A 26,671-nucleotide genomic window follows, 5' to 3' on the forward strand; every position below is an offset into this window, starting at 1 on the left:
AGCCGACACAGTTCTACGGTGCGTGGAACGGCGATTGGGCTGTTTGGGGTGGCGCTTCCTTCAAGGTTACCGAAAAGGCCACGATCAACGGCCAGGTTGCTTACGAAGACGAAGGCACGGTTGCTGCTGCTTTGAACGTAGCTTACGAGCTGGTTCCTGGTTTCGTAATCACTCCTGAAATCGCTTACACCTCCTTCGGCGACGACCGTGGTGTAGCAGACGACGCATTCGGCGGTATCATCCGCTTCCAGCGTAACTTCTAATCCTTTACTGGATTGGTTGATTGAGACCCGGCAGCGCAAGCTGCCGGGTTTTCTTTTGCCTGCGGCCTGGCCGTGCAAAACTTTTGTGTACCGACGACATATCGCCGTGTTGATATGCCAGTTAACATGGCAAAGCCGATAAGCATGGAAGAGAGCCGTTAGCATATGCACATTTACAAGAGTTGGTTCTGGCCGGGCCTGATCACCGTCGCGCTGTTGACGGTGCTGACCGGATGGTTTCTCACTGACCCGATCGACCAGCAGCTCACCGAAGCGGCCAATGCCGCGCTCGAACCCGCAAATTCATGGGCAAGCGCGGAAATCGACGGCCGCGACCTCACGTTGAAGGGGGTCGCTCCCTCCGAGGAAGCCCTGGCGGCGGCGCTGAAAATTGCCGCGGACACGCGGGGCGTCCGCGCCGTCGACGATCAGACCACGCTGCTGCCGCTCGCGGACCCCTTTTCGTTTGCCATCACCAAATCGGACGATGGAATTCTGCTTTCCGGCAACGTTCCCTATGGCGATTCACGCGCGCGGATTCTCGCGGCGGCGGAAAACGCCATGCCCGGCATCGAAATCCTCGACGAAATGGCCGTCGCACGCGGCGCGCCTCAGGGGTTTTTTGATCTCGTCGGCTTCGCGCTGCGCCAGGCGGCGCAATTGACCAATGGCGAAGTCGAAATTTCGGGCGAGACCTATAATATCAGCGGGACAGCGGCAAACTCCGCCGACTATGATGCGTTGGGTGCCGCGTTGCGCATGCCGATTCCCGGCAATGGCAAGGCGGGGGAAATCAAACTGGCAGTGCCGGTAAATACCAGCGGCGGATAGTAAACATGTGGTTCCTGATCAGCCAGCTCTGGCTCTTTCTGTTGATAGCTGCTCTTGTTGGCTTCTATGTCGGCTGGTCGACCTATGATCGGAGCGGCGGCTAGTATGCGCCATTGAAACTGTGGCTGGGTTACGCCGGACCGGCCGCATGGCGCGCTGACTTTTGCTCGAGACGGGATACGGAACGATGGTAGTATTTCTCCTTCAGGCGCTGTTTCTCATTGCCGCGGCCTTTCTCGCCGGCGCGCTTTTAGGCAATCTTTTCAAAAGGTTCTCGCCGAAAAAGGATTCCGTTTCTGAAAACTCGACCCGCGCCGCCGATGCGCGGCTGGCATCGCTGACGGCGCTGCCGGCCAATGACGATGTGCGCAGATCGGCACGCGAGGCGGCTGCGATGATCCCGCCTCCGGAACCTGTTCCGCCGGAAGCCCTTGATGCAACGAAAGACCGGCGCAGGCCGGCGAAAAAAGCCTCCGCTCAAACGGCCGCGACGGCGGCGAAGCGTGTGAAAAATCCCCGCCAGGACGACAATCACCGCCCTGCGCTCATCAAGACCGCCCGCCGTGGCAAGCCCGACGCCCTGACCGCCATCGAAGGCATCGGCACGGGCATCCAGACAAAGCTCTTCGCCCTTGGCGTTTTCCACTATGACCAGATTGCCGGCTGGAGCGTCGACGAGGCCAATTGGGTCAGCGAGGAGATCGGCTTTCCCGGCCGCGCGCTTCGCGAGAACTGGGGCAAACAGGCGGCCGCGCTGGTGAAGCCGTCAGCCCCCGCGGCGAAGCCGAAGGTTGCGGCGAAGAAGGCTGTAACCGGGAAGCCTGTGACGAAGACACCGGCGAAAAGCGCGCGAAGCGGCAAGCGCAGCTGAACGATTATCTCTTCCGCAAGGGCAAGAGAACATGCCGCATCGGCCATAGAGCCTGCCTCTCACTGTCCGGAAGCAGACAAAACACCAAATCTTTCCGAGAAAACTCAACAACAGAACAAGCTTTTGTTTCTGTTGCCGAATTGTTTATTTGAAGAAATGCATTTTAGTGCTTTTGGGGTATATTTGACATTTGGTAATAAATACTGCCGACTACCGGTGGTTTAATAAATAGTTACTATTGTCATCGCCATATAGGGCGTATGGTGTACCCTGCAGTTGCAGGGGTAGCAGGCCCCACGGGGGGATACCGGCCCGTGCATCCCTTTCAGAGGGAAGGCCGGCCTATGGCAATCAATCCCGCATTGTTCACACTTTTGGGAATTTATAACGGCCCGTGGACGCCGATCTCCGGCACCACCGGAGGTCCCGGCAACGATCTGATCACCGTCGGCAGTATTCTTAACCTCGTCGTCTTCGGCAATGGCGGCAACGATTATATCGACAGCCGTGCCGCCGGTGTGGTCAATGTGCTCAATGGCGGTGCTGACAGCGATCAGATCTTTGGCGGGTCCGGCGTCAACACCATCAATGGCGGTCCGGGAAACGACTATATCGAGGGTGGCGGCGGTGCCGATATCCTCAACGGCGGCCCCGGCATTGACACGTTGAGCTATGAATCGGCCGAACCCGTGCGCGGCACCAGCACCGGGGTCACGGTGACGCTCAATGCCAGCGGCGGCGGCACGGTTTCCGGCGGTTCCAATGTCGGCGTGGACGTCATCACCGGCGGATTTGAAAACGTCGTCGGTTCCGACTTCAACGACACCATCACAGGCAATGCCGGCAACAATGTTCTTGTCGGCCTCGGTGGCAATGACACGCTGAAAGGCATGGCCGGCAATGATACGATCATCGGCGGCGATGGCGATGACAATCTCAATGGTGGAGATGGCAATGACACAGTAGACTACTCGGCAGCGGGCGGACCGCTACGTTTAAACCTCAGTGAGTTTAGCGCTCGCATAATCGGTGAGCCATTTAATGATGTACTTGTTTACATTGAGAATGCAATCGGCAGTGCTTTTGTTGACGAGCTTCGAGGTGACCAATTCAACAATGTATTTTGTGGTGGAGGTGGCGGCGACAGGATTAGCGGCTTGGGAGGATCTGATACCTTCGTCTACAAGGACATCGCTGACTCGCCGATCATACCGGCCGGCCCTGATTTCATCGAGGATTTCAATCGTCCATTGGATATTGTTGGCGGACTGCTAGACAAGATTGATTTGTCTGCAATTGATGCCAACACGATCCTGGCGGGCGATCAGGCCTTTACGTTTGGCGCGCTTCAAAACGGTGTGGCAGGTAGAATTACGTATATATCATCCTCCGGTCATGTGGTGGCTGATGTCAATGGCGACGGGTTCCACGACTTTGCGATTCGCGTAAATTCGGCCCAAGGTATCGTGGCGACCGATTTCATTCTTTAGAGCTGCCCAAGTTCGCTTTTGAAGGCGCCGATCAAAGACTGGCTTTCTCAATGACTTGATGTGTAAAAATAAAGACTGCGCGCCATATTCCATTTGACTTCAAAATCATCCTCTAACCCACAACTCCCCGGCGTTCACCCGCCGGGGAGTCTTCGCACTCCCGGTTTGGTGACCGGCCGGACCGGGAGTGCGATCCGGGCATCCTGGCGACGAATTCTCCAGGAAATCCTTCTATGTGGCCGGTGCGACAGCCAACGCCGGCTTATCTCTCCCCTTGCGGGAGAGAAAGGATTTTCCTGGATTTAGCCTCCTCGCTAAATCCTTGGAAAATCCAAGTGAGGGGGTAGTCCGATTGGCAAATCCCCTCTCTTGCGATTTCTAGCACTTAGCAAGGGCTAAGATGCCGAAATCGCTACCAGGGCGCGAAGACACCTGCGAAAAGCGCGAGAAGCGGCAAGCGCAGCTGAACGATTATCTCTTCCGCAAGGGCAAGAGAACATGCCGCATCGGCCATAGAGCCTGCCTCTCACTGTCCGGAAGCAGACAAAATACCAAATCTTTCCGAGAAAACTCAACAATAGAACAAGCTTTTGTTTCTGTTGCCGAATTGTTTATTTGAAGAAATGCATTTTAATGCTTTTGGGGTATATTTGACATTTGGTAATAAATACTGGCGGCTACCGGTGGTTTAATAATTAGTTACTATTACTATTGCCGCATAGGGCGTATGGTGTACCCTGCAGTTGCAGGGGTAGCAGGCCCCACGGGGGGACACCGGCCCGTGCATCCCTTTTAAAGGGAGGGCGGGTTATGCCTACACAGTTACCCCAATCCATTCTGACTCTTCTTAAATTGTATAACGGCCCATGGACGCCGTTTGTCGTCGATCCAAATGCTGCGATCGTCAATGGCACGACGGAAAATGACAACATGACGATCACTAGTATGTCGAACCTCACGGTCAACGGCGCTGGCGGCAATGACAGGATCGATGCAAGCAGCATCACCAATGGCTTGAACGTAAGCACGCTCAATGGCGGCGCTGGCGACGACCAGATTTTCGGCAGCGGTGGCAACAATGTCATCATTGGCGGCGACGGCAATGACCTTATCGAGGGCCGGGGCGGCACACTTGATACACTCAACGGCAATGGCGGCATCGACACGCTGAGCTACGAACATTCGCCTGCGGGTGTGACGATCAATATGTCGGGCGCAGTGGTGACGGCCAGCGGAGGTCATGCCACTGGCGACGTCATCGGCAATGATTTCGAAAATGTTGTTGGCTCGGCGTTCAATGACACGATCACCGGCAATTCCCGTGACAATGTTCTCATCGGCCTCGGCGGCAATGACACAATCAACGGCAATGGCGGCAATGACCTGCTCCAGGGTGGCGCGGGTGCCGATGTGCTCAATGGCGGCGCTGGCATAGACACAGTGGATTATTCGAATTCGCAGAATGGTGTTTCTATTGATTTGCCGCATAATTTAGCGTCTCTCGGCGATGCGGCAGGCGACTCCCTCAGCAATATTGAAGGCGTCAACGGCAGCCCAAACGCGGATACTATTGGTGTCGGTGCCAACCAAGTGGCGTATGGCGGCGGTGGTGTTGACCAGTTGTTTGCTTATGGCAACGGCGCCAAATTTGTCTACAAGGCATTCAGCGATGCACCTGTTGGTGGTGCCGTCGAACTCATCGTTATGGATGGAGTGCCACATACAACTTCAATAACCATCGACCTGAGCGCCATTGATCCGGATGGAAACGCCGGCAATGGCAATGGCACATTCGTGTGGAATCAAAACATACACGATGTATATGAGGCCGGGTCTTTGAGGCATCATATTACTGCAGATGGCCCGAATGGAACCCAGATGCAGTTCGATATTTTCACTGGGGACTTTCCGGAAAACATCAACATCACTTACATCCTCTAACCCACAACTCCCCGGCGTTCACCCGCCGGGGAGTCTTCGCACTCCCGGTTTGGTGACCGGCCGGACCGGGAGTGCGATCCGGGCATCCTGGCGACGAATTCTCCAGGAAATCCTTCTATGTGGCCGGTGCGACAGCCAACGCCGGCTTATCTCTCCCCTTGCGGGTGTTATCTCTCCCCTTGAGGGGCCCGAAGGGCGGGCGAGACCCGTGGCTCGCCCCGGGTAGCGATTTCAGCATCTTAGCTCTTCGCTCAAGTGCCAGAAATCGCCAGAGAGGGGATTTGCCACACTGAACTGCCCCCTCACTTGGAAAATCCTTTCTCCCCCCAAAGGGGGAGATAATCGGCATCGCAGATTAAACCGCTCCCCTAAACCACCCTTAAATCGATCCCGGCCGCAAATGCTGCGATCAGCTCCGGCAGCTGTCCGGTTTCGAGCAGCGGCGCGTGGCCCTGTCCGGCGACATTGATCACTTGCAAGGCAGGGTGGCGGCGGGTCATTTCCGCGACAGTCTCAATCGCCAGCAGCCTGGTGTTCTCGCCGCGGATGAGCAGCAGCGGCAGTTCGGCGAAAAGGTCGAACTGCGCCCAAAGATCAGGCAGCTTTTGGGCAAAATCGATGCCTTCCAGCGGCTTCAACAAATTGAGGTCGTGGTCGGGGCGCACCCCGCCATCGCTTGCCGCGTAGATCGCCCGGGTGGAGCGCTCCCAGTCCGCATTGGTCAGCGCCGGAAAGGCGTCTGCCAGCGCCGCGCGCTGCAGCGCTTCGGCCTCGGCAAAGTTCTTCGGTTCCGGGGCCGCGCCGTCCGCGCGCTTGCCCAGATTCTCGCAGATTTCCATCAGGCCCTCTGGCGCAAGCTCCGGGCCGATATCGTTGAGGATCACCCCGGCCAGCAGCTGCGGGGCGATGGCGGCGAGGATATGGGTGACCATTCCGCCGCGCGAGGCGCCGAGAAACACTGCCCGTTCGATGCCGAGATGGCTGAGCCCGGCGATCACGTCGCCCGCCTCGGTGCCGATATTGTAGTGCGACCAGTCCGGATCGTATGCCGACCGCCCGCGTCCGCGAAAATCGAAGCTGATCACCCGGCGCGGCGTTATCGGGTGGCCGGCGAGGGTGAGCGCCAGTTCGTGAAAGTCTCTGGTATTGCGCGTCAGGCCGGGCAGGCAGACAATTGGCAGAGCCCTTGGGGGCGGGGTGTCCGCCGTTTGCGCCGGCTCGTACACCCGCGCATAAAGCTTCAGGCCGTCCGGCGCATCGTAGAAAATCTCGTTAAAAAAATCGCTCAATAGTATGACTCCAATAAATATGAAAACGACGAAATTAAAGGACACAACGATGCAGTGTTATCTCTCCCCTTGAGGGAGAGAAAGCGATTTCAGCATCTTGGCTCTTCGCTCAAGTGCTAGAAATCGCCAGAGAGGGGATTTGCCTCACTGAGCTATCTCCTCACTTGGATTTTCCAAGGATTTAGCAAAGGGGTCAAGATGCTGAAATCGCTACCGGGGCGAGCCACGGGTCTCGCCCGCCCTTCGGGCCCCAAGGGGAGAGAGAAAGCGGCATCGCTTCACTGCTGGGGTCCGTCAAACCAATCGGTTCAACCCCGCCGCCCGGAGGTCAGATCGCTCTCGATCTGCGCCTTGCCGGTAAGCCGGGCCTTATAGACCTCGTAATTTTCCATCACCCGCTGCACGTAATTGCGCGTCTCGGTGTAGGGAATGCGCTCGATCCAGTCAACGACCTCGTCCACCGGCTTGCCGCGCGGGTCGCCATATTTTGTCATCCATTCATTGGCACGCGTCGGACCGGCATTGTAGCCGGCAAAGGTAAGCACATACGAACCATCGAATTTCGAGATCTGCTCGCCGAGGAATTTCGCGCCGAGCGTCGCATTATAGGCGGCGTCCGTGGTCAGCCGGTCCTTCGAATAGCTCATGCCGGCGCGGGTAGCAACGCCCTTGGCCGTGCCCGGCAAAAGCTGCAGCAGGCCGCGTGCCCCGGCGCTGGAAACGGCAGCGGGGTTGAACTCGCTCTCCTGCCGGGCAATGGCATAGGCCAGCGCGGTGCCGGAGCCGGAAATATTGGCGTTTTGCGGAATGGCGCCGATCGGATGCGACAGGGCGCCGACGTCGATGCCGCGCTGCGCCGCCGCCTTGCCGACGCGCAGGGCGACATAATGGTTGTTCTTGCGCTCCGCCATCACCGCCAGCAGCGCCAGCTCGCCGGGGCTGTCCAGCTCCTGCGCGAGGCTCGTATAGAGCATCGCGGCGCGTGAATCGTACCCCGTCTCTTCCAGCCGCTGGATCGCCCGCACGGCCTCGCGCCCGGCAAAACGGGCCCGCTCGGCGTCGGTCGGCTTGGGGTATGGCAGCTGCAGGCTGGACTGGCCAAGCTTTGCCGCCGCCAGCTGGCCGTAGAATGTGGTGCCGTAGCGTGAGGAGCGGGCGTAATAGTCGCGCGCTCCTCCCGCCGCGCCGGCTTCCGCCGCGCGTCCGAGCCAGTAATAGGCGCGCGAGGCGGACATCGGCTTCGATGAAATCTCGGCGATACGCGCAAAATGCTTCTGCGCCGTGTTCGGATCGTTCAGCGCCCGCAGCGCCACCCAGCCGGCGTGGAATTCCGCATCGGCGGCCACGCTTGGCGTCTCGGCGCTGTGCATCGCCGCCACGCGGTAGGCGCGCTTGGCATCGCCAATGTCGAGCAGTTCGCGTGAAAGTACCCGGCGCTCGGTCCACCATGCATCCGGATCGACCAGCGCCGCCGCATCGCGCGGCGCCGTGGCCATCACATCCGCCGCTTCGCGGAATTTCTCCTGCCGCCGCAGATATTGCGCCTTGGCGAAGATATAGGCGGCGTTGCGCGACCACGAGCCATCCACCTGCGCCAGCTTCTTGCCCGCATCCGGCGATTTTTGCAAAACGGCGGCGAATGCCTGGAACAGCGAATCCGCATTGGCAAGCTTGGCGACACGCCCGGCGGACTTCACCTTGCCCTCGTAGAGCATGGTCAGCATGCGCGTCAGGTGGTCGTCGCGGGCGATAACCTGCGAAAACTCCTTCAGGATCATGGCTTCCTGGCCGTCATCAAGCTTCTTGGTGCGCCAGAACGGCGCGAGGATCTGGCGGGCCCGAGCCGGGTTGCCGCTCGCCACATAGGCGCGCGCGAGAATGACCACGCCTTCCGCCGTCTGCGGCGGGGTATTGCCGAAAGCGTTTATGACGACCGAAGGCGCCGGATTTTCCTTGTAGAGCGCGCGCTCGGAATTATTGCGGAAAGTCGCCATGCCCGGCCAGCCCGGCAGTTCGGCCGCCGCATGGGCAATTTCCGAACTCGGCAGGCCCGGCGCATTGGAAAGGCCGATCGCCCACGTCAGTATATGCCGGTCGAGCGCATTGACGGGCAGGCCATTGCGGATGCCGAGCGCGCGGTTCACGTCGCCGGAGGCGATTGCGTCGAGGCCGGTTTTCAGGCTGCCGGCTATGGCCGATGGCTTCGAGGTCTTGGCGATGCCCGCCGTCGTCACCGGGTCCGGCCGGGCGATGGCCTGCATGGCCGGGCTCACCCTTGCCCCGGTCGCGGCAAAGGGCTTCAGCCCCGGCACCGGGACGGCTGCCGAAGGCGCGGGATTTTGCGCGTGGGCAGCCGTAGCCGTCAGCGCAAGCGTGAGGCCAAGAAGAACATGACGCAAAACAGGAGTTCTCAGCATTCGGATACCAGTTTATTTGAAGCGGATCGTCAGGTGCCCCCCGATCCAGGGATATGATCATCAGATAATAGTGGCGGACGTATGAAAGCACTCTTAACGAAAGGTTAGCCGAAAAGTTCGGATTTGCAATTTCACTCTCCTGCAACCGCTGGAAATCGCAACGGAGGGGGCATTCAAATTGGTAAATCCACTTTCCTGGATTTCCCGGTTGGGCGAAGAAGGCCAAATCCGTGAAAGAGGAAATTGCCCCGCATCTTTTCGCCTTGCTTGCGCTGTTCGCCACAACTGTCTGTTAGCGCACAGAAATTACTTCCCATTCACAAGTATAATTCTTTTTGGTGATGATTATTACGCAGGTTTTTTTCGAATAATTATACGCGGCGCTTTTATCTAGTCCGAAAGAGGTATAGCATATAGACCATAGTTGCAGGGGTAGCAGGCCCTGAGGGAGGACACCGGCTCGTGCAGCCCTTTTTGAGGGAGGGCACGGTTATGGCACTCAATCCCGCATTGTTCACACTTTTGGGAATTTATAACGGCCCGTGGACGCCGATCTCCGGCACCACCGGAGGTCCCGGCAACGATCTGATCACCGTCGGCAGTATTCTTAACCTCGTTGTCTTCGGCAATGGCGGCAACGATTATATCGACAGCCGTGCCGCCGGTGTGGTCAATGTGCTCAATGGCGGTGCTGACAGCGATCAGATCTTTGGCGGGTCCGGCGTCAACACCATCAATGGCGGTCCGGGAAACGACTATATCGAGGGTGGCGGCGGTGCCGATATCCTCAACGGCGGCCCCGGCATTGACACGTTGAGCTATGAATCGGCCGAACCCGTGCGCGGCACCAGCACCGGGGTCACGGTGACGCTCAATGCCAGCGGCGGCGGCACGGTTTCCGGCGGTGCCAATGTCGGCGTGGACGTCATCACCGGCGGCTTCGAAAACATCGTAGGCTCGAATTTCGATGACACGCTGACCGGCAATACCGGCAACAATATTCTCATTGGCCTTGCCGGCAATGACTTCCTGTTTGGTCGCGAGGGCGATGATACTCTGGTCGGCGGCGCCGGGGCGGATACGTTCACCGGCGGCGTTGGCATTGATACGGCGGATTATTCGACCTCGCCGGGAGGGGTCAACGTCGATCTTTCCACGGCGAGCGGCAGTGGCAGTGATGCACAGGGCGATACGTTCAGCACGATCGAAAATGTCACTGGCTCGGCCTTCTCTGACGTGATTACCGGCGATACCGGTAACAATGTTCTGAGAGGCCTAGTCGGGGCTGACACCCTCAATGGCGGCGCCGGCAATGATGTCCTAGACGCGAGAATCGATCGTCCGCTCCCTACGACACCTGCGGATGGGAACAATGTCCTTGATGGTGGAACTGGCGATGATCTTTTTTTCGTAAACCGGGAGCGTCCCGCTACACTCGGAATGAATCCCGGGTCAGATGAGATCCGCGGGGGGGAAGGGATCGATACAATTCAGTTTGATGGGACAAATGTTGAGGCCGATATGCTGGCTGGTAAAATTCACCTACTATACTCCGCATTCCCCACTATTGAGTTTAGCACCATGAAATTTGAGGAGAATCTGATCGGCAGCAATGAACTTACCGTTACCGAGGGGATCGGTCGAGGCGATATTCTCGTCGGCGACCATGGCGACAACCGGTTGACGGGTAGATTTGGACCCGACGTCCTGACTGGAAATGGCGGCGCCGATACTTTTGTCTATCTGAAAGTAGACGATAGTTATTTCGATAATGCGACAAATCAAGACCGCAACGACACAATCGAAGATTTTAGCTCTTCGCAAGGTGACAAAATCGATCTGTCCGCAATAGACGCCATTGCGGGAAATGCCAATGCGAACGACGCTTTTACCTATATCGGTAGTGCGGGCTTCTCAGCTGCAGGGCAGGTTCGCTACGCGGGTGGCCAAATGGAAGCTAATATTAACGCCGACCTCGGAGCAGATATGCAGATAAGCGTCGACCAATTGGTAGCGGCCGATTTCATCCTCTAGTTAAGCCTCGACGCCACCGGTTGACTGCTCCTGCTCAAGCCCCCAAGGGAGCATTCTGACCCCACAGCTCCCCAAGGCGCCCCACACCTTTCGGCCGCAGCGCTTCTATTTTCCATCGCGCCATAACTTGCGCGATTAACCGGGAGCTGCCCGAGACAGAGCCGCCCGTGCATCCCAACCATGGGAGGACGACATGTCCATCATCACACTACCGAATGGCCTGCTCCAGCTTCTGGGGCTCGTACAGGGTCCGGCGATTGAAGGAAGCAGTGGCAACGATGCCTTTAACGGCACTGCCGCCGATGAACATTATCAGGGTCGTGGCGGCAATGACGCGATCAATGGCGGCGGCGGCCGCGATTTCCTCGATGGCGGCGACGGCAATGATGCCATCAACGCCGGCACCGGCAACGACTATGTCGAGGGCGGCAAGGGCAATGACGCCATGGATGGCGACGCGGGCAATGATACGGTCGGCTATTCGCAATCGCTGTCAGGCGTCACCCTTACCCTCGGCAACAACGCCAACGCAAACGGCAGCGGAAGCGGCGCGGCCCAGGGCGACTCGTTCAGAAACTTCGAAAATGTCGTCGGCTCGAACTTTGCCGATACCATCACCGGCAACAATCTCGCCAATATCCTCGCCGGGCTTGGCGGCAACGATCATCTGAAGGGCATGGGCGGCAACGACATTCTCGCTGGCGGCGCGGGCGCCGATATTCTCGACGGCGGCACCGGCATCGACACGGCGGATTATTCCACCAGCGCCGCGCCGGTCCATCTCGTGCTCGGCGGCGGCGTCAGCAGCGGCGGCGATGCGGCGGGCGACAGCTTCGCCTCCATCGAGAAGTTCGTCGGCACGGCGGGCGCGGATGTCATCGATGGCCCCGCCAGCACAACCGGCTTTTCCGTCAATGGCGGCGGCGGCGGCGACAGCATCACCGGCGGCCAGGGCAATGACCAGCTCAGCATCGGCGGCAGCGCGGCGCTGGCGCTCGCGGACTTCCAGGCGCTCGCCGAGGAAGGCGGTGTCCTGAAGGGCCAAGACGGCGACGATGACCTCGACGGCACTGAATTTGACGACGACGAAGACGGCGGCAATGGCGATGACCAGCTAGAAGGCTTCGGCGGCAATGACACGCTCAAAGGCGGCAATGGCCATGATACCGTGGATGGCGGCAACGGCAATGATACGCTGGACGATGGTTCGGGCAACGATCTCGTCTTCGGCGGCAACGACAACGACCTGTTCCTCATGGGCACAGGGCAGAACGATCTGCGGGGCGACGCAGGCAATGACACGTTTGCTTTCTTCGACGATACTCTGGCAAATGGCTCGACTGATCCGGACAATCCCACGAACCTTGGCTCGGTTGACGGCGGCGATGGCTACAATAGGATGGATCTGAGCAATCTGTCGCGCGGTGTGGTATGGACGATGAACGACGATGGCAGGATGACGCTGACGCTGCTCGGTTCTACAACGGGTCTGGCCCTTGCTGCGGTTGGCGATGAATTTTATCAGGATGAGTACTTCAACATAAACCAGAACATAAACACCCCCCAGGACGATCAATTCATCGGCAACTCCGAAGCCAACGACGTCTTCGGCAATGCAGGCAACGACACGCTCAATGGCAACGGGGGAGATGACAAGCTCGACGGCGGTGACGGCGACGACACGCTCATTGGCGGCGCAGGGACCGACATGCTCACCGGCGGCGAAGGCGCCGATCGCTTCAAGTTCAATTTCGATCCGGACTCTGTCGATACGATCTTCGACGACATTAGTGGCATTGTCGATCTGTCGGCGATCGACGGCGATCTGACCCAGGACGGGCATCAGACTTTGATTGTCGAACCTGACGGCGGCCAGGTTGTCGTCGAGAATGGGCTTATCACTATTACGCTCATTACCGGTGAAGCGTCCGCGTTTGCGGACGAAGGGTCGATCATGCAGATCAATCAGAACGGCGCCTCTTATACTTTGGCAAACATAGAAGTCATTTGATGGGCGGCCAAGCGCGAGGGCAGGGCAATAAGGCAAACGCCTTGTTGTCCTCCCGCTCTTTTCTGGCATCAAGGTCGCGCCAAACTTCCTCATGCGACGGTCGTCTCTCAGGCTGCGCCATCGTGAGCTTGTCAAACGGCGAACGACGTACAGCCAATGACGAAGCAGCGCCCGTCTACTTTCGAAGCCACGCCATCGAGCAAATATTTGTTTCTGCATCCGAATTATTTCTCATGAAAAAAACGAAGCAATACTTTTTGCCTACAATGTCATTTGGTAATAAATACTCTCACTTATATGTGGTTTAATACAACGTTACTATCTTCATCGCAATATAAGGCGTATGGTGTACCCCGCAGTTGCAGGGTAGCAGGCCTTGGGGAGGACACCGGCCCGTGCAGCCGCCCTTTTAAAGGGAGGGTATAGGTATGGCTATTCCCACACAAATCTCCGATCTTTTTGCGATATTGGGGATGACCAATGTCGTGGAAAACACAACCACGAATGACAACAATAATACAATCCCTGGTGCGACCACCAACGATTACATCGATGGCAAAGGCGGAATCGATACGCTCTCGGGCGGTGATGGCAATGATTTTATCCAGGGCGGTGCCGGCATCGACATACTCAATGGCGGTGCCGGCACCGACACCGTGAGCTACGCCGACGTCACCGGGGGCGGGGTGACAGTCCTCATGCTCGCTGGCACAGCTCTGACCCCTCTCAGTGGTGGTGTCCTGGAGCTTTTTAGCGCCTTCGAAAATGCCGTCGGCTCCAATCAAAACGATACGATTACCGGTGATAACCGCAACAATGTCCTTGCTGGCCTCAACGGCAATGACACGCTCAACGGCGGCAATGGCAATGACACGCTCGTCGGCGGAGCCGGGGGGGACACGCTTAATGGTGGCGGCGGGATCGATACGGCGGATTATTCGACGTCAGGCGCGGGTGTACGCGTAAATCTCACAACAGGTTTTACGGCCGACGGCGATGCGGCTGGTGATACGCTCATCGCAATCGAAAACCTGACGGGCAGCGCATTCAACGACCAACTTACGGGTGATGCTGGTGCCAACAGAATCCAAGGGGGCGGCGGATTGAACTTTCTTGTGGGTGCCGCTGGCAATGACATTTTTGTTTTCAAGAGTGCTTCTGAAGCTTCAATGGCCTTAATCGGCGATTTCATCGTTGGCGACAAGATTGATCTGTCCGCAATTGATGCCAACACCAATACTATTGGAGTCGATGATGCATTTACATCGATTGGGACCGGTTTTACGGGCGCGGCTGGAAGCCTGCGTTATGATCAAGACGGAATTAGTTTGGGGTATTTACAGGGTGACACCAATGGTGATGGGCTGGAAGATTTCACAATAGAATTTGGATTATTATCCGACGTTCCCACTCAACTCACAGATTTCATCCTTTAGCCGAGACTCCGGGTGTCCACACGGCAGATGGCGGTATGGTTCATGGCAAGTGCCGTGCTCCTCCCGCCATCTGAGTTTGAATTGTAGCGCATTCAGCTGCCGGGATCGAAGGGGTCCGCCGCGACGTACAGCCAATGACGAAGCAGCGCCCGTTTACTTTCGAAGCCACGCCATCGTGCAAATATTTGTTTCTGCATCCGAATTATTTCTCATGAAAAATATGAGGCAATACTTTCTGATTGCAATGTCATTCGGTAATAAATACTCTAACTTATATATGGTTTAATACAACGTTACTATCTTCATCGCAATATAAGGCGTATGGTGTACCCTGCAGTTGCAGGGGTAGCAGGCCCCGTTCGTGGTGGCCGCCCTTCGTAGCGTGACGAGGGGGGTAAATCATGTCGGTCATCATAGATCTGCTCAATCTTTTGAAAATTCACATTGATGGGCCCGAAGGCCATGTGCTCGAAGGCGGGGCGCTTGCCGATATCATTCTTGGCACGGGTGGCGACGATTATGTCGAGGGAAAAGGCGGCATTGACATTCTGTCCGGCGGGGCCGGCAATGATACGCTCAGCTACCTTACGTCTTCATCGGGCGTCAATGTCGATCTGACGCCCGGTCTGTTGGGTCTGGTGGCACAGGCAAGCGGCGGCGATGCCGCGGGCGATATCATCACCGCGAACTTCGAAAATCTGCTGGGTTCCAGCCACAACGATACCCTCAAGGGCACGAGCGGCGCCAACACCATCGCCGGGCTTGCCGGTAACGACAGTCTTTATGGCAAGGATGGCGACGACATTCTGATCGGCGGCGCAGGCGCTGACTTGCTCAATGGTGGCAACGGGTTTGACACCGCCGACTATTCCTCGAGCACAGCGGCGATTAGTCTCGTGGCCAGCTCAGCCGGCGGCTGGACCGGTAGCGGCGGCGATGCACAAGGCGATATGCTTGTCTCGATTGAAAAAATCACTGGTACGTCCGGCAACGACACGTTCGACGGGTCGGCGCTGTCCACCGCGCTTAATATCGATGGCGGCGGCGGAAATGATACGGTCATCGGCGGCGCGGGCAATGATATGTTTGCAGTCGGCGCAGGCGTTAACAATATCTCCGGCGGCGACGGCGGCGATACCTTCGCATTCTCTGATGCGACATTTGCCAGCAGTTCACCGGATCCGGAAAACCCGACATTCATCGGAACGTTAGATGGAGGCGCAGGCAACAATACGCTTGAATTCAGTTCCCTGACCTTTGGTATCACCATAACACTTGCGGAAGCGACAGCTGCCCCCTTTGCGCAGTCGGCAAGGAATGGCGATGATCCGTGGGTGATAACCGTAGGTGCCAGTGACGACAAGGGGACACCAGGCCGCGGCGACGATGTCCTGAACGGCTTTAATATATCCAAGGTGAGCCTCACCAGTCATAATGATGTGTTTTTGGGGTCTGATCTCGATGAAGTCGTACACGCCAATGTCGGCAACGATAGACTCGAAGGGCGCGGCGGCGCCGACGTGCTGGCGGGAGGAGCGGGCGCCGACACATTTGTGTACGCTGCGGTTTCGGATAGTCCATTCAGCATCGACCCAAGCTTGCTCGACCGTATCGAGGATTTCAGTCATGGCCAGAATGACAAGATCGATCTCTCTGCCATCGACGCCATTCCCGGCAGAGGCGACGAGGCATTTGCTTTTGTCAGCGGCGCATTTACCGGTGCTGGTCAACTGCATGTCGTGGCCAATGCCGGGAACGGCTATGACCGGGTAGAGGCAAACCTGGATAGCAATACCAGTACAACCGAATTCGCCATACTGGTGAAGCATGATGGCGGGGCGCTCGGCGCTGGCGACTTTGTTCTGTAATTTGGCAATGCTTGTCTTAAAAAGCGAAAACGTGGATAAATCCTCACTTGCCCACGTTTTTCGGAGCCTTATGCTTGTCACGTTCGCGCGGCATCGACCTCCACGCAAATATTTGCTTCTGCATCCGAATTATTTCTTATGAAAAATACAGTGCGATGCCTTTTGCTTATAATGTCATTCGGTAATAAATACTCTAACTTATATGCGGTTTAATACAACGTTACTATCTTCATCGCCCTATAAGGCGTATGGTGTACCCTGCAGTTGCAGGGGTAGCAGGCCTTAAGGGAGGACACCGGCCCATGCAGCCCTTTTAAAGGAAGGGCATGATGATGGCACTCGATCCCGCATATTTCACACTTTTGGGAGTTTACAACGGACCGTGGCCGAATTTGCCGGGCTACAGTTCGCTCAGTCCGCTCGTCAACGGAACCGCCGGTAATGACAATATCGTTCTGACGGGCGGCTTGTTAAATCTGAATGTGACTGTCAATGGCCTCGGCGGCAATGACAGGATCGATTCAAGCTCTGTCGGTCTGGTCAATTCGCTCTTCGGCGGTGCCGGCGAGGACCAAATCTATGGTGGCGCCGGCGTCAACACCATCGTAGGCGGCGATGGCGATGACTATATCGACGGTGGCGGTGGAATCGACATCCTTGACGCCCGCAACGCCGGGGGCGGCGATAACGGCAACGATACCGTCAGCTACGAATCGTTGAGTGCGGGTCTTGGCGTCATCCTGACGCTGAATGCATCGGGCGGCGGTGCTGCCAGGACTCAACGGCGACACGCTGCTGGGAGGTTTCGAGAATGTCGTCGGATCGGCCTACAACGATACGATCACCGGCAATGCCCTCAGCAACATTCTCATCGGCCTCAACGGCAACGACACGCTCAACGGTGGCGATGGCAATGACACGCTTGTTGGCGGGCATGGATTCGATACCTTGACCGGCGGGGCTGGAAGCGACCGTTACGCCTTCATGGATTCTCTTGATTCGATTGAAGAGCAGCCTGAGGAGATTCTCGACTTCGCCCGTGGTGTCGATAAAATCGACCTGTCGGCTTATGATAAGGATACTGTCACCCCCGGCCGCCAAGCAGTTACCTTAGGCGACATTGATCAGCAGCAGAACACTCAGGATTTCGTAGACATTACCATATTGGGTTCGGGCTTATATTTCGTGGTGGAAGCTACCGGGATCCTTCAACCAAGTGAATTCATTCTATAGCTGGGCTGGCCCAGCGGCGCGCTCGCCGTCGTCAGGAGAGCGTGCGTAACGCATTCGGATAGCTGGAGCATTGTCACGACGGGCGGTCGCCCTGCGTAGATTGCAGCGGGATAAACGTGGACAAGTTGCACCTTGTCCACGCTTTCCCTTGGGCTCATCCACGCAAGCCACCAGGCATTTCAGCCAGTGCGTATTATTTCAGAGCCGCGCGGATATACTTCGCTATACTCATGCTCAAAAACGCGAAATTTCCGGATACTTTTCCGGAATCCGTAACCGCGGGTACGCAAAACGGTGCGGTGGAGCGCGTTTGCCGTCATATGAATGAAAATTTAATTGAACGGCCGTTCAATTAATGATCGCGATGAAGGCCGTTGAAGCGGCGGTTTGGCGGTTTTTGGGCCGTCCAGGGGTTCGTTTTCCCCCTGAAAATATCGCGTCCCGTCCGATTCTTGCACAAACACCGGCCAATCTGGCCGAAGAAATGCCGAATCTGCCCAACGAAAATCAACCGGGGCGGGAAGTTTATATGTACCGGGTTGATGAATTTCATCAGGGAAATGAACTTGCCCCGCACGCCCGCGATGATTATGGTGCGCCACCTCATGACCGGCTATGGTTCTGGGGAGGATCATTTGTTCTTTGGAGTTTCCCATGCTGAAAGGCTCAATCACCGCTCTTGTCACGCCCTTCGATCAGGACGGCGCCTTTGACGAGAAAGCCTTTCGCGCCTTTGTTGGCTGGCAGATCGCCGAGGGGACCAATGGTCTCGTGCCCGTGGGTACCACGGGTGAATCGCCGACGCTCTCCCATGCCGAACACAAGCGCGTGGTCGAGGTTTGCATCGAGGAAGCCGCCGGAAAAGTGCCGGTCATCGCCGGTGCGGGATCGAACAACACCCGCGAAGCCATTGAACTTGCAGAGTTTTCCGAGAAGGCCGGGGCCGACGCCATTCTCGTCGTCACGCCCTATTACAACAAGCCGAGCCAGCGCGGGCTCTATGCGCATTACAAGGCGATTGCCGAAGCCGTGTCGCTGCCGATCATCATCTACAATATTCCGGGCCGGTCGATCATCGACATGACGCCGGAAACGATGGGTCAGCTCGCCAATGATTTCAAGAACATAGCCGGCGTCAAGGATGCGACGGGCAAGATCGAGCGCGTCTCGGAACAGCGCATCACCTGCGGCAAGGACTTCATCCAGCTTTCCGGCGAGGATGCGACGGCGCTCGGCTTCAACGCCCATGGCGGCCATGGCTGCATCTCGGTGACGTCGAATGTCGCGCCGCGCCTCTGCGCGGAATTCCAGGCGGCGACGCTGCGCGGCGACTACACCGCGGCACTGGCGCTGCAGGACCGGTTGATGCCATTGCACAAGGCGATGTTCATCGAACCCAACCCAAGCGGGCCGAAATATGCCCTGTCCAAGCTCGGCAAGATGCAAAATGCCCTGCGTTCTCCGATGGTTAGCATTGAGGCCTCCACGGCTGAGCGCATTGACCAGGCGATGAAACATGCGGGGCTGATCAACTGACAAATCGGTTGGGAAGCATTATATAGGCGCTATGAACAAGCCAAAATCTGCATCAAAACCCATCACGGTTCGCAAGATCATTGCCGAAAACCGTAAAGCGCGCTTCAATTTCGAGATTCTCGACACGCTGGAGGCTGGCATCGTGTTGCAGGGCACAGAGGTCAAGTCGCTGCGCCGCAACCAGTCGAACATCGCCGAGAGCTATGCCAGTTTCGAGCATGGCGAATTCTGGCTGATCAACTCCTATATTCCGGAGTATCTGCAGGCCAACCGCTTCAACCATGAGCCGCGACGCCATCGCAAATTATTGATTTCAAAGCGGGAAATGTCGCGGCTGGCGCAATCTGTCGACCGCGAGGGCATGACCGTGGTGCCGCTGAAGCTCTATTTCAACGACCAGGGCAGGGCCAAGCTCGAGATTGCGGTCGCGCGCGGCAAGAAGCTGCACGACAAGCGCGAGACGGAAAAGCAGCGCGACTGGAACCGCGAGAAATCGCGGCTTATGAAAGAGCGCGGCTAGGCTTCGCATTATCTCTCCCCTTATGGGGGAGAAAGGATTTTCTTGGGTTTAGCTCTTACTCAATCCTTAGAAAATCCAAGTGAGGAGATTTGAAATTATCCAGCAATATCATCAAGATAACGCCTGACATCGGCGAACACACCCTTGAACATTTCCGTCGTCAACCGGCCGGTATTGGTGTTGTAGCGCGAGCAGTGATAGCTGGAAAAGATGCGGACATTGCCGATGTCCGACTGGCCGCCATGGCTGAACGGGTGTCTGGCCACGGGCTGGCCAAATGCCCGGACAGTCGATTGATGCGCGATCGTGCCGAGCGTGACGATGGCGCGGAGATTGGCAAATTGTGCGATGGTTGGCGTCAAGAAGCGCCGGCAATTGCTGATTTCGCCGCCAACCGGTTTGTTTTCCGGCGGGACGCAGCGCACGGCGTTGGTGATGGCGGCATTGATGAGGACGAGGCCGTCGTCGGGCCGGGCGGCGAAGGTGCCGCGCGAAAAGCCGAATTCATTCAGTGTGTTATAGAGGAGGTCGCCGGCATAGTCGCCGGTGAATGGCCGCCCCGTGCGGTTGGCGCCGCGCAGGCCCGGTGCCAGCCCGACGATCAGCAGTCTGACTGAATCGATGCCGCCGGCGGGAAGAAAGGTCGGCACCGGCGCATTATGCCAGCCGGGCTCCCTTAAGCGCCACTCGGCGATAAAACCATGTAAACGTTGGCAAATCGGGCAATCGGGAGACGGTTCGGCACTCATGGCTCACTACGAAGCATAATGCCGCACGGTTTTCCATGCGGCATTTTCTTGAGGTCGCTTTGCGGTCAATAATCGACCTGTTCTTCTTCCACCCGCTGGCGCGGCGCCCGTTCGGATGCCTCGCGGCCGATTTCGGCACGGAGGGACGTCAGGTCGATGAAGTGATCGGCCTGGCGGCGCAATTCGTCGGAGATCATTGGCGGCTGCGTCGACAGCGTCGAAACGACGCTGACCTTGCGGCCCTTGCGCTGCAGTGCTTCGACCAGCGAGCGGAAGTCGCCATCGCCGGAAAAGATGACAAAGTGGTCAACCGTATCAGTTAATTGCATCGCATCAACGGCAAGTTCGATGTCCATATTGCCTTTGATCTTGCGGCGGCCAGCAGAATCGGTGAATTCCTTCGCTGGTTTGGTCACGACCTTGTATCCATTATAGTCCAGCCAGTCGATTAATGGTCGAATTGAAGAATATTCTTGGTCTTCGACTAATGCCGTATAGTAATACGCACGCAGCAAATATCCGCGCTTCTGGAAAGCTGCGAGAAGTTTCCTGTAATCTATATCAAATCCGAGTACCTTGGAGGCCGCGTAGAGATTTGCACCGTCAATGAACAAGACGATCTTTTCACGTGGGTCAAACATAATAAGGTTCCATTTCAAAAATCTGAGCTTCAATTTCAAATCAGCTTGGGAGGTAATTAAAGCCTGATCTGAACTTATACGAAAGTAGGACATTTAGTACGTCGGGTCGAGCCAAAAGCCAATAGGTTTGTTGAAATTTTGTATATGTTTCTGGACATAAGTGCTCAAAATTCAGTGACTTCGTCAGGACGATCGCTTCACGCCGTCACAAAGTGTTGAGCGCTTTTGCTTGTTTTTTGCACGCAACCACGTTATGTGCGCATTAATCCGCTAATTCAAAAAAATATGAAAGGGGCAGTACATGGCCCGCGTCACTGTTGAAGATTGCGTTGACAAGGTTGAGAACCGGTTTGAACTGGTTCTGCTCGCCAGTCATCGTGCGCGCCTGATTTCGCAAGGTGCGGCGATCACTATCGATCGCGACAATGATAAGAATCCGGTTGTTGCCCTGCGGGAGATCGCGGAAGAGACTTTGTCTCCTGGCGACCTCAAGGAGGATCTGATCCATTCGCTGCAGAAGCATGTGGAAGTGGACGAGCCGGAAGCTGTCGCTGTCCCGCAAGTTACTGCCGATAGCGATGCGACAGAAGTTGTTGAGGCCGATGCAGACGACAACGTCTCTTTCGACTCCATGTCGGAAGAGGAATTGCTGGCCGGTATCGAAGGGCTCGTAGCCCCGGAAAAAAGCGACGACTACTAAGAGACCCTGTTTCAAAGGTCTCCACATCAAATGTCTTTTGATGCGTCGCAGCCTCTGCGGCGCATTATTTTTGTGTCTTGGTAACGCAATTACCATATAGGCGGCATAACAATTCTATCTTCGCCCAAATTCTGTGTGTGACTCCGGAGGCCCCAGTCCATGATGCGTCAGTATGAGCTTGTCGAGCGTGTTCAGCGTTACAAGCCTGACGTCAATGAGGCACTCCTCAACAAGGCATATGTCTATGCCATGCAGAAGCATGGTCATCAGAAGCGCGCATCGGGCGATCCCTATTTCTCGCATCCCCTGGAAGTCGCAGCGATCCTGACTGACATGCATCTGGACGAGGCGACCATCGCCATCGCCCTGCTTCACGATACGATCGAGGACACTTCGGCGACGCGCCAGGAGATCGACACGCTCTTCGGACCCGATATCGGCAGGCTGGTCGAGGGCCTGACCAAGCTGAAGAAGCTTGATCTTGTGTCCAAGAAAGCGGTTCAGGCAGAGAACCTGCGCAAGCTGCTGCTGGCGATTTCTGACGACGTGCGCGTTCTGCTGGTCAAGCTCGCCGATCGCCTGCACAATATGCGTACGCTGCATCACGTTCCGGAAGACAAGCGTCTTCGCATCTCCGAGGAGACGATGGACATCTATGCGCCGCTCGCCGGCCGCATGGGCATGCAGGACATGCGCGAGGAACTGGAACAGCTCGCGTTCCGCTATATCAATCCCGAAGCCTTCAATGCCGTCACCAACCGGCTGGCAGAATTAATGGAAAAGAACCGGGCAACGCTCAAGCAGATCGAGACTGATCTGTCGAGCCTGTTCGAAAAACATGGCATCAAGGCAAATGTCAAAAGCCGTCAGAAAAAAGCCTGGTCGGTCTTTCGCAAGATGGAAAGCAAGGGGCTCTCCTTTGAGCAGTTGTCAGATATTTTCGGCTTCCGCGTTGTCGTCGATACCGTTGCCGATTGTTACAATGCGCTCGGTATCATCCACACGACATGGTCCATGGTTCCCGGCCGTTTCAAGGACTACATCTCGACGCCGAAACAAAATGATTACCGGTCAATCCATACGACCATCGTCGGTCCATCACGCCAGCGTGTCGAGTTGCAGATACGGACCCGGGAAATGAACGACATTGCCGAATATGGTGTGGCTGCGCATTCGATCTACAAGGATCGGGGCAGCGCGCAGAACCCCCATGTCATTTCGACGGAAACCAATGCCTATGCCTGGTTGCGGCAAACGATCGAGGCGTTGGCCGAAGGCGACAACCCGGAAGAGTTTCTTGAACACACCAAGCTCGAATTGTTTCAGGATCAGGTATTCTGCTTCACGCCCAAGGGCCGGCTGATTGCTTTGCCGCGCGGCGCGACGCCGATCGACTTTGCCTATGCCGTGCACACCAATATCGGCGACAGTTGCGTCGGTGCGAAGGTCAATGGCCGCATCATGCCGCTGATGACCGAGCTGCACAATGGTGATGAAGTCGAAATCATCCGCTCAAAGGCGCAGACGCCGCCTGCCGCCTGGGAATCGATCGTCGTAACCGGCAAGGCGCGCGCCGCCATCCGCCGTGCGACCCGCATTGCCGTCCGCAAGCAATATTCCGGGCTCGGTATGCAGATACTTGAACGTGCGTTCGAGCGGGCAGGGAAGGTCTATTCGCGCGACGAACTGAAAAAAGGCTTGCCACGTCTGGCACGCAAGGAACTCGACGATGTTCTGGCCGCAGTTGGCCGTGGTGAATTGCCGTCATCCGATGTGATGAAAGCCGTCTATCCGGAATATCAGGACGCCAAACCAAAACCCAGCGCCAGCGAGCGTGAGGAAGGCTGGGTGAACTTCCGCAATACATCCGGCATGATCTTCAAGATGCCCGAAGGCGCCGAAGGCGCCGGCTTGGAGCCGGGGGGGCCAAACGCCTTGCCGATCCGCGGTGCAAGTCCCGACATGCCTGTGCATTTTTCGCCGGAAGGCGCAGTGCCCGGTGACCGCATTGTGGGCATTTTACAGCCCGGTGCCGGTATGACGATCTATCCTATCCAGTCCTCGGCGCTGATGGCATACGACGATCAGCCTGAGCGCTGGATCGACGTGCGCTGGGACATCGATGAGAGCCGGAGGGACCGCTTTCCAGCTCGCATCAGTATTTCTGCAATCAATGCGCCGGGATCCCTGGCAGAAATTGCACAGGTCATTGCTGAAAACGAGACCAATATTCACAATCTTTCAATGGTCCGCACGGCGCCGGATTTCACCCAGATGATCGTCGATCTCGAAGTGTGGAACCTCAAACATCTCAATCGGATATTGTCGAAACTTAAAGAAAGTAAATGCGTCAGCGATGCGCAGCGCGTTAACGGATAGGGGCGAAGGATGAATACAAGCGAGGTTCTGGACGTTTTCCGCGAAGCAGGTGCGGTGCTTGAGGGTCACTTTATCCTGACATCAGGTTTGCGCAGCCCAATCTTCTTGCAGAAGGCGCGCGTTTTCATGCATGCGGACAAGACGGAACGTGTCTGCCGTGGTCTGGCAGACAAGATCAAAGACGCCGGGCTTGACCAAATTGACTATGTTGTCGGCCCTGCCATTGGCGGTATCATCCCGGCCTACGAAACATCGCGCCACCTTGGCGTTCCGGCGATATGGGTCGAGCGGGAAAACGGTATATTCAAGCTCCGCCGGTTTGAAATTGCCAAGGGCGCGCGCGTCGTTATCGTGGAAGATATTGTAACAACAGGGCTTTCGATCCGCGAAACGGTCACATGCCTGCAGGAACTGGGCGCAAATGTTCTTGCAGCCGCTTGTATAATCGATCGGTCCGCGGGGAAAAGTGATGTCGGAGTACCCTTGATTGCACTGGCGGAATACGAAGTCCCGGCCTATCCTGCGGACAAGCTTCCACCAGAACTTGCCGCAATTCCGCCTGTTAAGCCGGGTAGTCGCAACATCTGATCACACGGAATATGCCGAAGCGCTTTGGCGAGGGACTTGAATAGAGATGCTTTTCAAACGGCGTAAAGTGCCAGACTTTCGCGAGCGGCTGCGTGTTGCGCTTTGGCCTCGCCGCTCGGTTGGGCGGTCCCTACGTTACTTCGGCAAGCGAGTCTTGCGGCTAAGGGCGACGCCGCATGCGATTGCAACTGGCTTCGCTTGCGGGATTTTTGCGGCATTCATTCCGCTTCTGGGAATCCATATCGCCGTTGCCTTGGCGCTTGCCTGGCTGATTGGCGGGAATATTGCGGCCGCGGTACTTGGCACAACGCTCGGCAATCCGTTGGTCCTGCCCTTCATTTGGGCGGCGACGCTCGAGGCTGGGCGGTTCGTTATGACCGGCAGTTTCAGTGGAGATCCGCTGCCGCATCATCTCGGTTCCATGCTGCGGCACCTCGATTTTGCCGTTTTGTGGGCCCCTCTCATCAAGCCCATGCTCATTGGTGCAGTGCCGCTCGGCCTGGCAGCGGCGCTCCTGGTCTATTTCCCGGTTCGCTGGGCTGTCGCAAGTTTCCAGAATCGGCGCAGTATTGGATTTCGTCTTGAAAAGGCGATTGAGCCGACATGATCATCGGCGTCGGTAGTGATTTGATCGATATCAGGCGTATCGAGAAGACGCTTGAAAGGCATGGCCAGCGTTTTATCGACCGGGTCTATACACCGGTAGAACAGACAAAATCCGAACGCCGGAAGCAGCGCGCAGCCTCCTATGCCAAGCGCTTTGCCGCAAAGGAGGCCTGTGCCAAGGCTCTAGGCACCGGATTGTCCCGGGGGGTGTTCTGGCGCGATATGGGGGTGGTCAACCTGCCGAGCGGCGCTCCGACGATGCAGCTTACCAATGGCGCGGCAAGGCGCCTTAGCGCGATTATCCCTTCCGGTTACACATCCCGAATCCATGTGACGATCACGGATGATTTCCCCCTTGCACAAGCATTCGTGATTATCGAAGCGTTGAAAATCGAAGAATAGCCTTATTCAATCGCCATTGAGTGGCATTGCCCCCCGCGCGTTCAGCGGTTATGAGGGGGCACATTTTGTTTTGGAGATATGAGCGACGTGAGCGACAAAGCTGTTGTGAAGAATTCTGGTGGTCTTGGCGAGACGATCAGCGTTATCGTGCAGGCGTTGCTGCTCGCACTGGTCATTCGGACCCTGTTGTTTCAGCCCTTCAATATTCCATCGGGCTCCATGCGGCCAACGTTGCTCGAAGGCGATTATCTTTTCGTTTCCAAGTTCTCCTACGGCTATTCGAAATATTCGATCCCATTTGCACCGGACCTGTTTTCGGGCCGCATTTGGGGCGCCGAGCCGAAACGCGGCGATATAGCCGTGTTCCGCAAGCCGAATGACACCTCGCTGGACTTCATCAAGCGCGTCATTGGCCTGCCGGGTGACAAAATTCAAATGCGAGCCGGCGTGCTCTACATCAATGACGTGGCCGTCCCCCGCGAGAAGGTCGGTCAGATCGACAATTCCGACGTGACCGAAGTCAACCACCCGGTCGATGTCTATCGCGAGACCCTGCCGAACGGCATTACCTACGATACCCTCGATCTGACGCCGAATGGCCTGGGCGATGACACGCGGGAATTCGTCGTACCGGCGGGCCATTTTTTCATGATGGGTGACAACCGCGACAATTCCAGCGACAGCCGGTTTGATGTGGGCTACGTGCCGCTTGAGAACTTCATTGGCCGCGCCAATATAATTTTCTTCTCGATCGCCGGCAAGGCAAGCCCGTTGGAACTGTGGCGCTGGCCTTCGGAACTACGGTTTGATCGCCTGTTGAACAGCGTCAACGGTGCGCCCCATTCCGTAAAGAACGATTGACGTCC

General features: G+C 56.8%; 25 protein-coding genes and 1 pseudogene. 21 read left to right on the plus strand and 5 right to left on the minus strand.

Annotation, left to right across the window (positions count from 1 at the left end):
* The 6 genes from CU103_RS14325 to CU103_RS31415 form a co-directional block, all read left to right on the plus strand.
* A partial coding sequence (locus CU103_RS14325) for a porin (protein ID WP_210203763.1) occupies positions 1-263 on the plus strand: 263 nt, incomplete at its 5' end.
* 165 nt (positions 264-428) lie between these two features.
* Positions 429-1,094, plus strand: coding sequence for a BON domain-containing protein (locus tag CU103_RS14330; RefSeq protein WP_106664630.1), 666 nt, complete (start codon positions 429-431; stop codon positions 1,092-1,094).
* Between the two features lie 187 nt (positions 1,095-1,281).
* Positions 1,282-1,965, plus strand: coding sequence for a hypothetical protein (locus tag CU103_RS14335; RefSeq protein WP_106664632.1), 684 nt, complete (start codon positions 1,282-1,284; stop codon positions 1,963-1,965).
* A gap of 344 nt (positions 1,966-2,309) precedes the next feature.
* Positions 2,310-3,455, plus strand: coding sequence for a calcium-binding protein (locus CU103_RS14340; RefSeq protein WP_170117035.1), 1,146 nt, complete (start codon positions 2,310-2,312; stop codon positions 3,453-3,455).
* A gap of 400 nt (positions 3,456-3,855) precedes the next feature.
* Complete coding sequence (locus CU103_RS31085) at positions 3,856-4,074, plus strand: hypothetical protein (RefSeq protein WP_146147797.1); 219 nt, start codon at positions 3,856-3,858, stop codon at positions 4,072-4,074.
* A gap of 191 nt (positions 4,075-4,265) precedes the next feature.
* Positions 4,266-5,396, plus strand: a complete 1,131-nt coding sequence (locus tag CU103_RS31415) for a calcium-binding protein (protein ID WP_170117036.1) — start codon at positions 4,266-4,268, stop codon at positions 5,394-5,396.
* A gap of 368 nt (positions 5,397-5,764) precedes the next feature.
* Here the strand turns inward: CU103_RS31415 and CU103_RS14360 are convergent, their stop codons facing one another.
* The gene (locus CU103_RS14360; protein ID WP_106664985.1) at positions 5,765-6,685 is read right to left on the minus strand and encodes an alpha/beta fold hydrolase; all 921 of its coding nucleotides are present in this window, start codon (positions 6,683-6,685) and stop codon (positions 5,765-5,767) included.
* 308 nt (positions 6,686-6,993) lie between these two features.
* Positions 6,994-9,102 carry a lytic transglycosylase domain-containing protein gene (locus CU103_RS14365; RefSeq protein WP_106664642.1) on the minus strand — a complete coding sequence of 703 codons (2,109 nt, stop codon included), beginning with the start codon at positions 9,100-9,102 and terminating at the stop codon, positions 6,994-6,996.
* 492 nt (positions 9,103-9,594) lie between these two features.
* Here CU103_RS14365 and CU103_RS14370 point away from each other — a divergent pair, with 492 nt between their 5' ends.
* The 5 genes and pseudogenes from CU103_RS14370 to CU103_RS32770 all read left to right on the plus strand — a co-directional run.
* Positions 9,595-11,136 carry a calcium-binding protein gene (locus CU103_RS14370; protein WP_106664643.1) on the plus strand — a complete coding sequence of 514 codons (1,542 nt, stop codon included), beginning with the start codon at positions 9,595-9,597 and terminating at the stop codon, positions 11,134-11,136.
* A gap of 193 nt (positions 11,137-11,329) precedes the next feature.
* Positions 11,330-13,147 (plus strand): calcium-binding protein, encoded by a 1,818-nt coding sequence (locus CU103_RS31090; RefSeq protein WP_146147798.1) that lies wholly within the window; start codon positions 11,330-11,332, stop codon positions 13,145-13,147.
* Between the two features lie 428 nt (positions 13,148-13,575).
* Positions 13,576-14,583, plus strand: a complete 1,008-nt coding sequence (locus tag CU103_RS32490) for a calcium-binding protein (RefSeq protein WP_146147799.1) — start codon at positions 13,576-13,578, stop codon at positions 14,581-14,583.
* Between the two features lie 401 nt (positions 14,584-14,984).
* A complete protein-coding gene (locus CU103_RS14395) occupies positions 14,985-16,451 on the plus strand; it encodes a calcium-binding protein (protein ID WP_106664651.1) in 1,467 nt (488 codons plus the stop codon).
* Positions 16,452-16,783: 332 nt separating this feature from the next.
* A pseudogene (locus CU103_RS32770) lies at positions 16,784-17,059 on the plus strand (hypothetical protein); the annotation flags it as partial.
* Here CU103_RS32770 and CU103_RS31095 read toward each other — a convergent pair.
* Positions 16,973-17,233, minus strand: a complete 261-nt coding sequence (locus CU103_RS31095; RefSeq protein ID WP_146147800.1) for a hypothetical protein — start codon at positions 17,231-17,233, stop codon at positions 16,973-16,975. The pseudogene CU103_RS32770 and the gene CU103_RS31095 overlap by 87 nt on opposite strands.
* On the opposite strand from CU103_RS31095, the gene CU103_RS14400 reads away from it, so the two are divergent.
* The 4 genes from CU103_RS14400 to smpB all read left to right on the plus strand — a co-directional run bounded on the left by CU103_RS14400 (position 17,202) and on the right by smpB (position 19,740).
* Positions 17,202-17,684 (plus strand): M10 family metallopeptidase C-terminal domain-containing protein, encoded by a 483-nt coding sequence (locus CU103_RS14400; RefSeq protein WP_106664653.1) that lies wholly within the window; start codon positions 17,202-17,204, stop codon positions 17,682-17,684. The two genes, CU103_RS31095 and CU103_RS14400, sit on opposite strands and share 32 nt — an antisense overlap.
* A gap of 355 nt (positions 17,685-18,039) precedes the next feature.
* Entirely contained in the window at positions 18,040-18,345 is a 306-nt protein-coding gene (locus CU103_RS14405; RefSeq protein ID WP_106664654.1) for a hypothetical protein, read from the plus strand.
* Complete coding sequence (gene dapA / locus CU103_RS14410) at positions 18,339-19,220, plus strand: 4-hydroxy-tetrahydrodipicolinate synthase (RefSeq protein ID WP_106664656.1); 882 nt, start codon at positions 18,339-18,341, stop codon at positions 19,218-19,220. Before CU103_RS14405 ends, dapA begins: the two co-directional genes overlap by 7 nt.
* A 31-nt stretch (positions 19,221-19,251) precedes the next feature.
* Positions 19,252-19,740, plus strand: coding sequence for an SsrA-binding protein SmpB (gene smpB / locus CU103_RS14415; protein WP_106664658.1), 489 nt, complete (start codon positions 19,252-19,254; stop codon positions 19,738-19,740).
* 95 nt (positions 19,741-19,835) lie between these two features.
* Here smpB and CU103_RS14420 read toward each other — a convergent pair whose 3' ends face one another.
* Together CU103_RS14420 and CU103_RS14425 are read right to left on the minus strand one after the other, a co-directional pair.
* Positions 19,836-20,489, minus strand: a complete 654-nt coding sequence (locus CU103_RS14420; RefSeq protein WP_106664660.1) for a uracil-DNA glycosylase — start codon at positions 20,487-20,489, stop codon at positions 19,836-19,838.
* 65 nt (positions 20,490-20,554) lie between these two features.
* Entirely contained in the window at positions 20,555-21,130 is a 576-nt protein-coding gene (locus CU103_RS14425; protein WP_106664662.1) for a LabA-like NYN domain-containing protein, read from the minus strand.
* A 301-nt stretch (positions 21,131-21,431) separates the two neighbouring features.
* On the opposite strand from CU103_RS14425, the gene rpoZ reads away from it, so the two are divergent.
* The 6 genes from rpoZ to lepB all read left to right on the plus strand — a co-directional run bounded on the left by rpoZ (position 21,432) and on the right by lepB (position 26,666).
* Complete coding sequence (rpoZ, locus tag CU103_RS14430) at positions 21,432-21,830, plus strand: DNA-directed RNA polymerase subunit omega (protein WP_106664663.1); 399 nt, start codon at positions 21,432-21,434, stop codon at positions 21,828-21,830.
* A 159-nt stretch (positions 21,831-21,989) separates the two neighbouring features.
* Positions 21,990-24,209 carry a RelA/SpoT family protein gene (locus CU103_RS14435; protein ID WP_106664664.1) on the plus strand — a complete coding sequence of 740 codons (2,220 nt, stop codon included), beginning with the start codon at positions 21,990-21,992 and terminating at the stop codon, positions 24,207-24,209.
* Between the two features lie 9 nt (positions 24,210-24,218).
* The gene (gene pyrE / locus CU103_RS14440; RefSeq protein WP_106664666.1) at positions 24,219-24,797 is read left to right on the plus strand and encodes an orotate phosphoribosyltransferase; all 579 of its coding nucleotides are present in this window, start codon (positions 24,219-24,221) and stop codon (positions 24,795-24,797) included.
* A gap of 46 nt (positions 24,798-24,843) precedes the next feature.
* Positions 24,844-25,404, plus strand: a complete 561-nt coding sequence (locus tag CU103_RS14445) for a DUF2062 domain-containing protein (RefSeq protein WP_106664667.1) — start codon at positions 24,844-24,846, stop codon at positions 25,402-25,404.
* Positions 25,401-25,805 (plus strand): holo-ACP synthase, encoded by a 405-nt coding sequence (gene acpS, locus CU103_RS14450; protein WP_106664669.1) that lies wholly within the window; start codon positions 25,401-25,403, stop codon positions 25,803-25,805. Before CU103_RS14445 ends, acpS begins: the two co-directional genes overlap by 4 nt.
* 78 nt (positions 25,806-25,883) lie before the next feature.
* The gene (lepB, locus tag CU103_RS14455) at positions 25,884-26,666 is read left to right on the plus strand and encodes a signal peptidase I (protein WP_106664670.1); all 783 of its coding nucleotides are present in this window, start codon (positions 25,884-25,886) and stop codon (positions 26,664-26,666) included.
* Positions 26,667-26,671 lie beyond the last annotated feature (5 nt).

It is taken from the genome of Phyllobacterium sophorae (assembly GCF_003010965.1).
GTDB lineage: Bacteria > Pseudomonadota > Alphaproteobacteria > Rhizobiales > Rhizobiaceae > Phyllobacterium > Phyllobacterium sophorae.

Excerpts from the sequence above, each read along its gene's own strand:
- CU103_RS14330 (WP_106664630.1), top strand. The coding sequence starts at position 429 with ATGCACATTTACAAGAGTTGGTTCTGGCCGGGCCTGATCACCGTCGCG.
- CU103_RS14335 (WP_106664632.1), top strand. The coding sequence starts at position 1,282 with ATGGTAGTATTTCTCCTTCAGGCGCTGTTTCTCATTGCCGCGGCCTTT.
- CU103_RS14340 (WP_170117035.1), top strand. The coding sequence starts at position 2,310 with ATGGCAATCAATCCCGCATTGTTCACACTTTTGGGAATTTATAACGGC.
- CU103_RS31085 (WP_146147797.1), top strand. The coding sequence starts at position 3,856 with ATGCCGAAATCGCTACCAGGGCGCGAAGACACCTGCGAAAAGCGCGAG.
- CU103_RS31415 (WP_170117036.1), top strand. The coding sequence starts at position 4,266 with ATGCCTACACAGTTACCCCAATCCATTCTGACTCTTCTTAAATTGTAT.
- CU103_RS14365 (WP_106664642.1), bottom strand. The coding sequence starts at position 9,102 with ATGCTGAGAACTCCTGTTTTGCGTCATGTTCTTCTTGGCCTCACGCTT.
- CU103_RS14370 (WP_106664643.1), top strand. The coding sequence starts at position 9,595 with ATGGCACTCAATCCCGCATTGTTCACACTTTTGGGAATTTATAACGGC.
- CU103_RS31090 (WP_146147798.1), top strand. The coding sequence starts at position 11,330 with ATGTCCATCATCACACTACCGAATGGCCTGCTCCAGCTTCTGGGGCTC.
- CU103_RS32490 (WP_146147799.1), top strand. The coding sequence starts at position 13,576 with ATGGCTATTCCCACACAAATCTCCGATCTTTTTGCGATATTGGGGATG.
- CU103_RS14395 (WP_106664651.1), top strand. The coding sequence starts at position 14,985 with ATGTCGGTCATCATAGATCTGCTCAATCTTTTGAAAATTCACATTGAT.
- CU103_RS14400 (WP_106664653.1), top strand. The coding sequence starts at position 17,202 with ATGCATCGGGCGGCGGTGCTGCCAGGACTCAACGGCGACACGCTGCTG.
- CU103_RS14405 (WP_106664654.1), top strand. The coding sequence starts at position 18,040 with ATGATCGCGATGAAGGCCGTTGAAGCGGCGGTTTGGCGGTTTTTGGGC.
- dapA (WP_106664656.1), top strand. The coding sequence starts at position 18,339 with ATGCTGAAAGGCTCAATCACCGCTCTTGTCACGCCCTTCGATCAGGAC.
- smpB (WP_106664658.1), top strand. The coding sequence starts at position 19,252 with ATGAACAAGCCAAAATCTGCATCAAAACCCATCACGGTTCGCAAGATC.
- CU103_RS14420 (WP_106664660.1), bottom strand. The coding sequence starts at position 20,489 with ATGAGTGCCGAACCGTCTCCCGATTGCCCGATTTGCCAACGTTTACAT.
- CU103_RS14425 (WP_106664662.1), bottom strand. The coding sequence starts at position 21,130 with ATGTTTGACCCACGTGAAAAGATCGTCTTGTTCATTGACGGTGCAAAT.
- rpoZ (WP_106664663.1), top strand. The coding sequence starts at position 21,432 with ATGGCCCGCGTCACTGTTGAAGATTGCGTTGACAAGGTTGAGAACCGG.
- CU103_RS14435 (WP_106664664.1), top strand. The coding sequence starts at position 21,990 with ATGATGCGTCAGTATGAGCTTGTCGAGCGTGTTCAGCGTTACAAGCCT.
- pyrE (WP_106664666.1), top strand. The coding sequence starts at position 24,219 with ATGAATACAAGCGAGGTTCTGGACGTTTTCCGCGAAGCAGGTGCGGTG.
- CU103_RS14445 (WP_106664667.1), top strand. The coding sequence starts at position 24,844 with ATGCTTTTCAAACGGCGTAAAGTGCCAGACTTTCGCGAGCGGCTGCGT.
- acpS (WP_106664669.1), top strand. The coding sequence starts at position 25,401 with ATGATCATCGGCGTCGGTAGTGATTTGATCGATATCAGGCGTATCGAG.
- lepB (WP_106664670.1), top strand. The coding sequence starts at position 25,884 with ATGAGCGACGTGAGCGACAAAGCTGTTGTGAAGAATTCTGGTGGTCTT.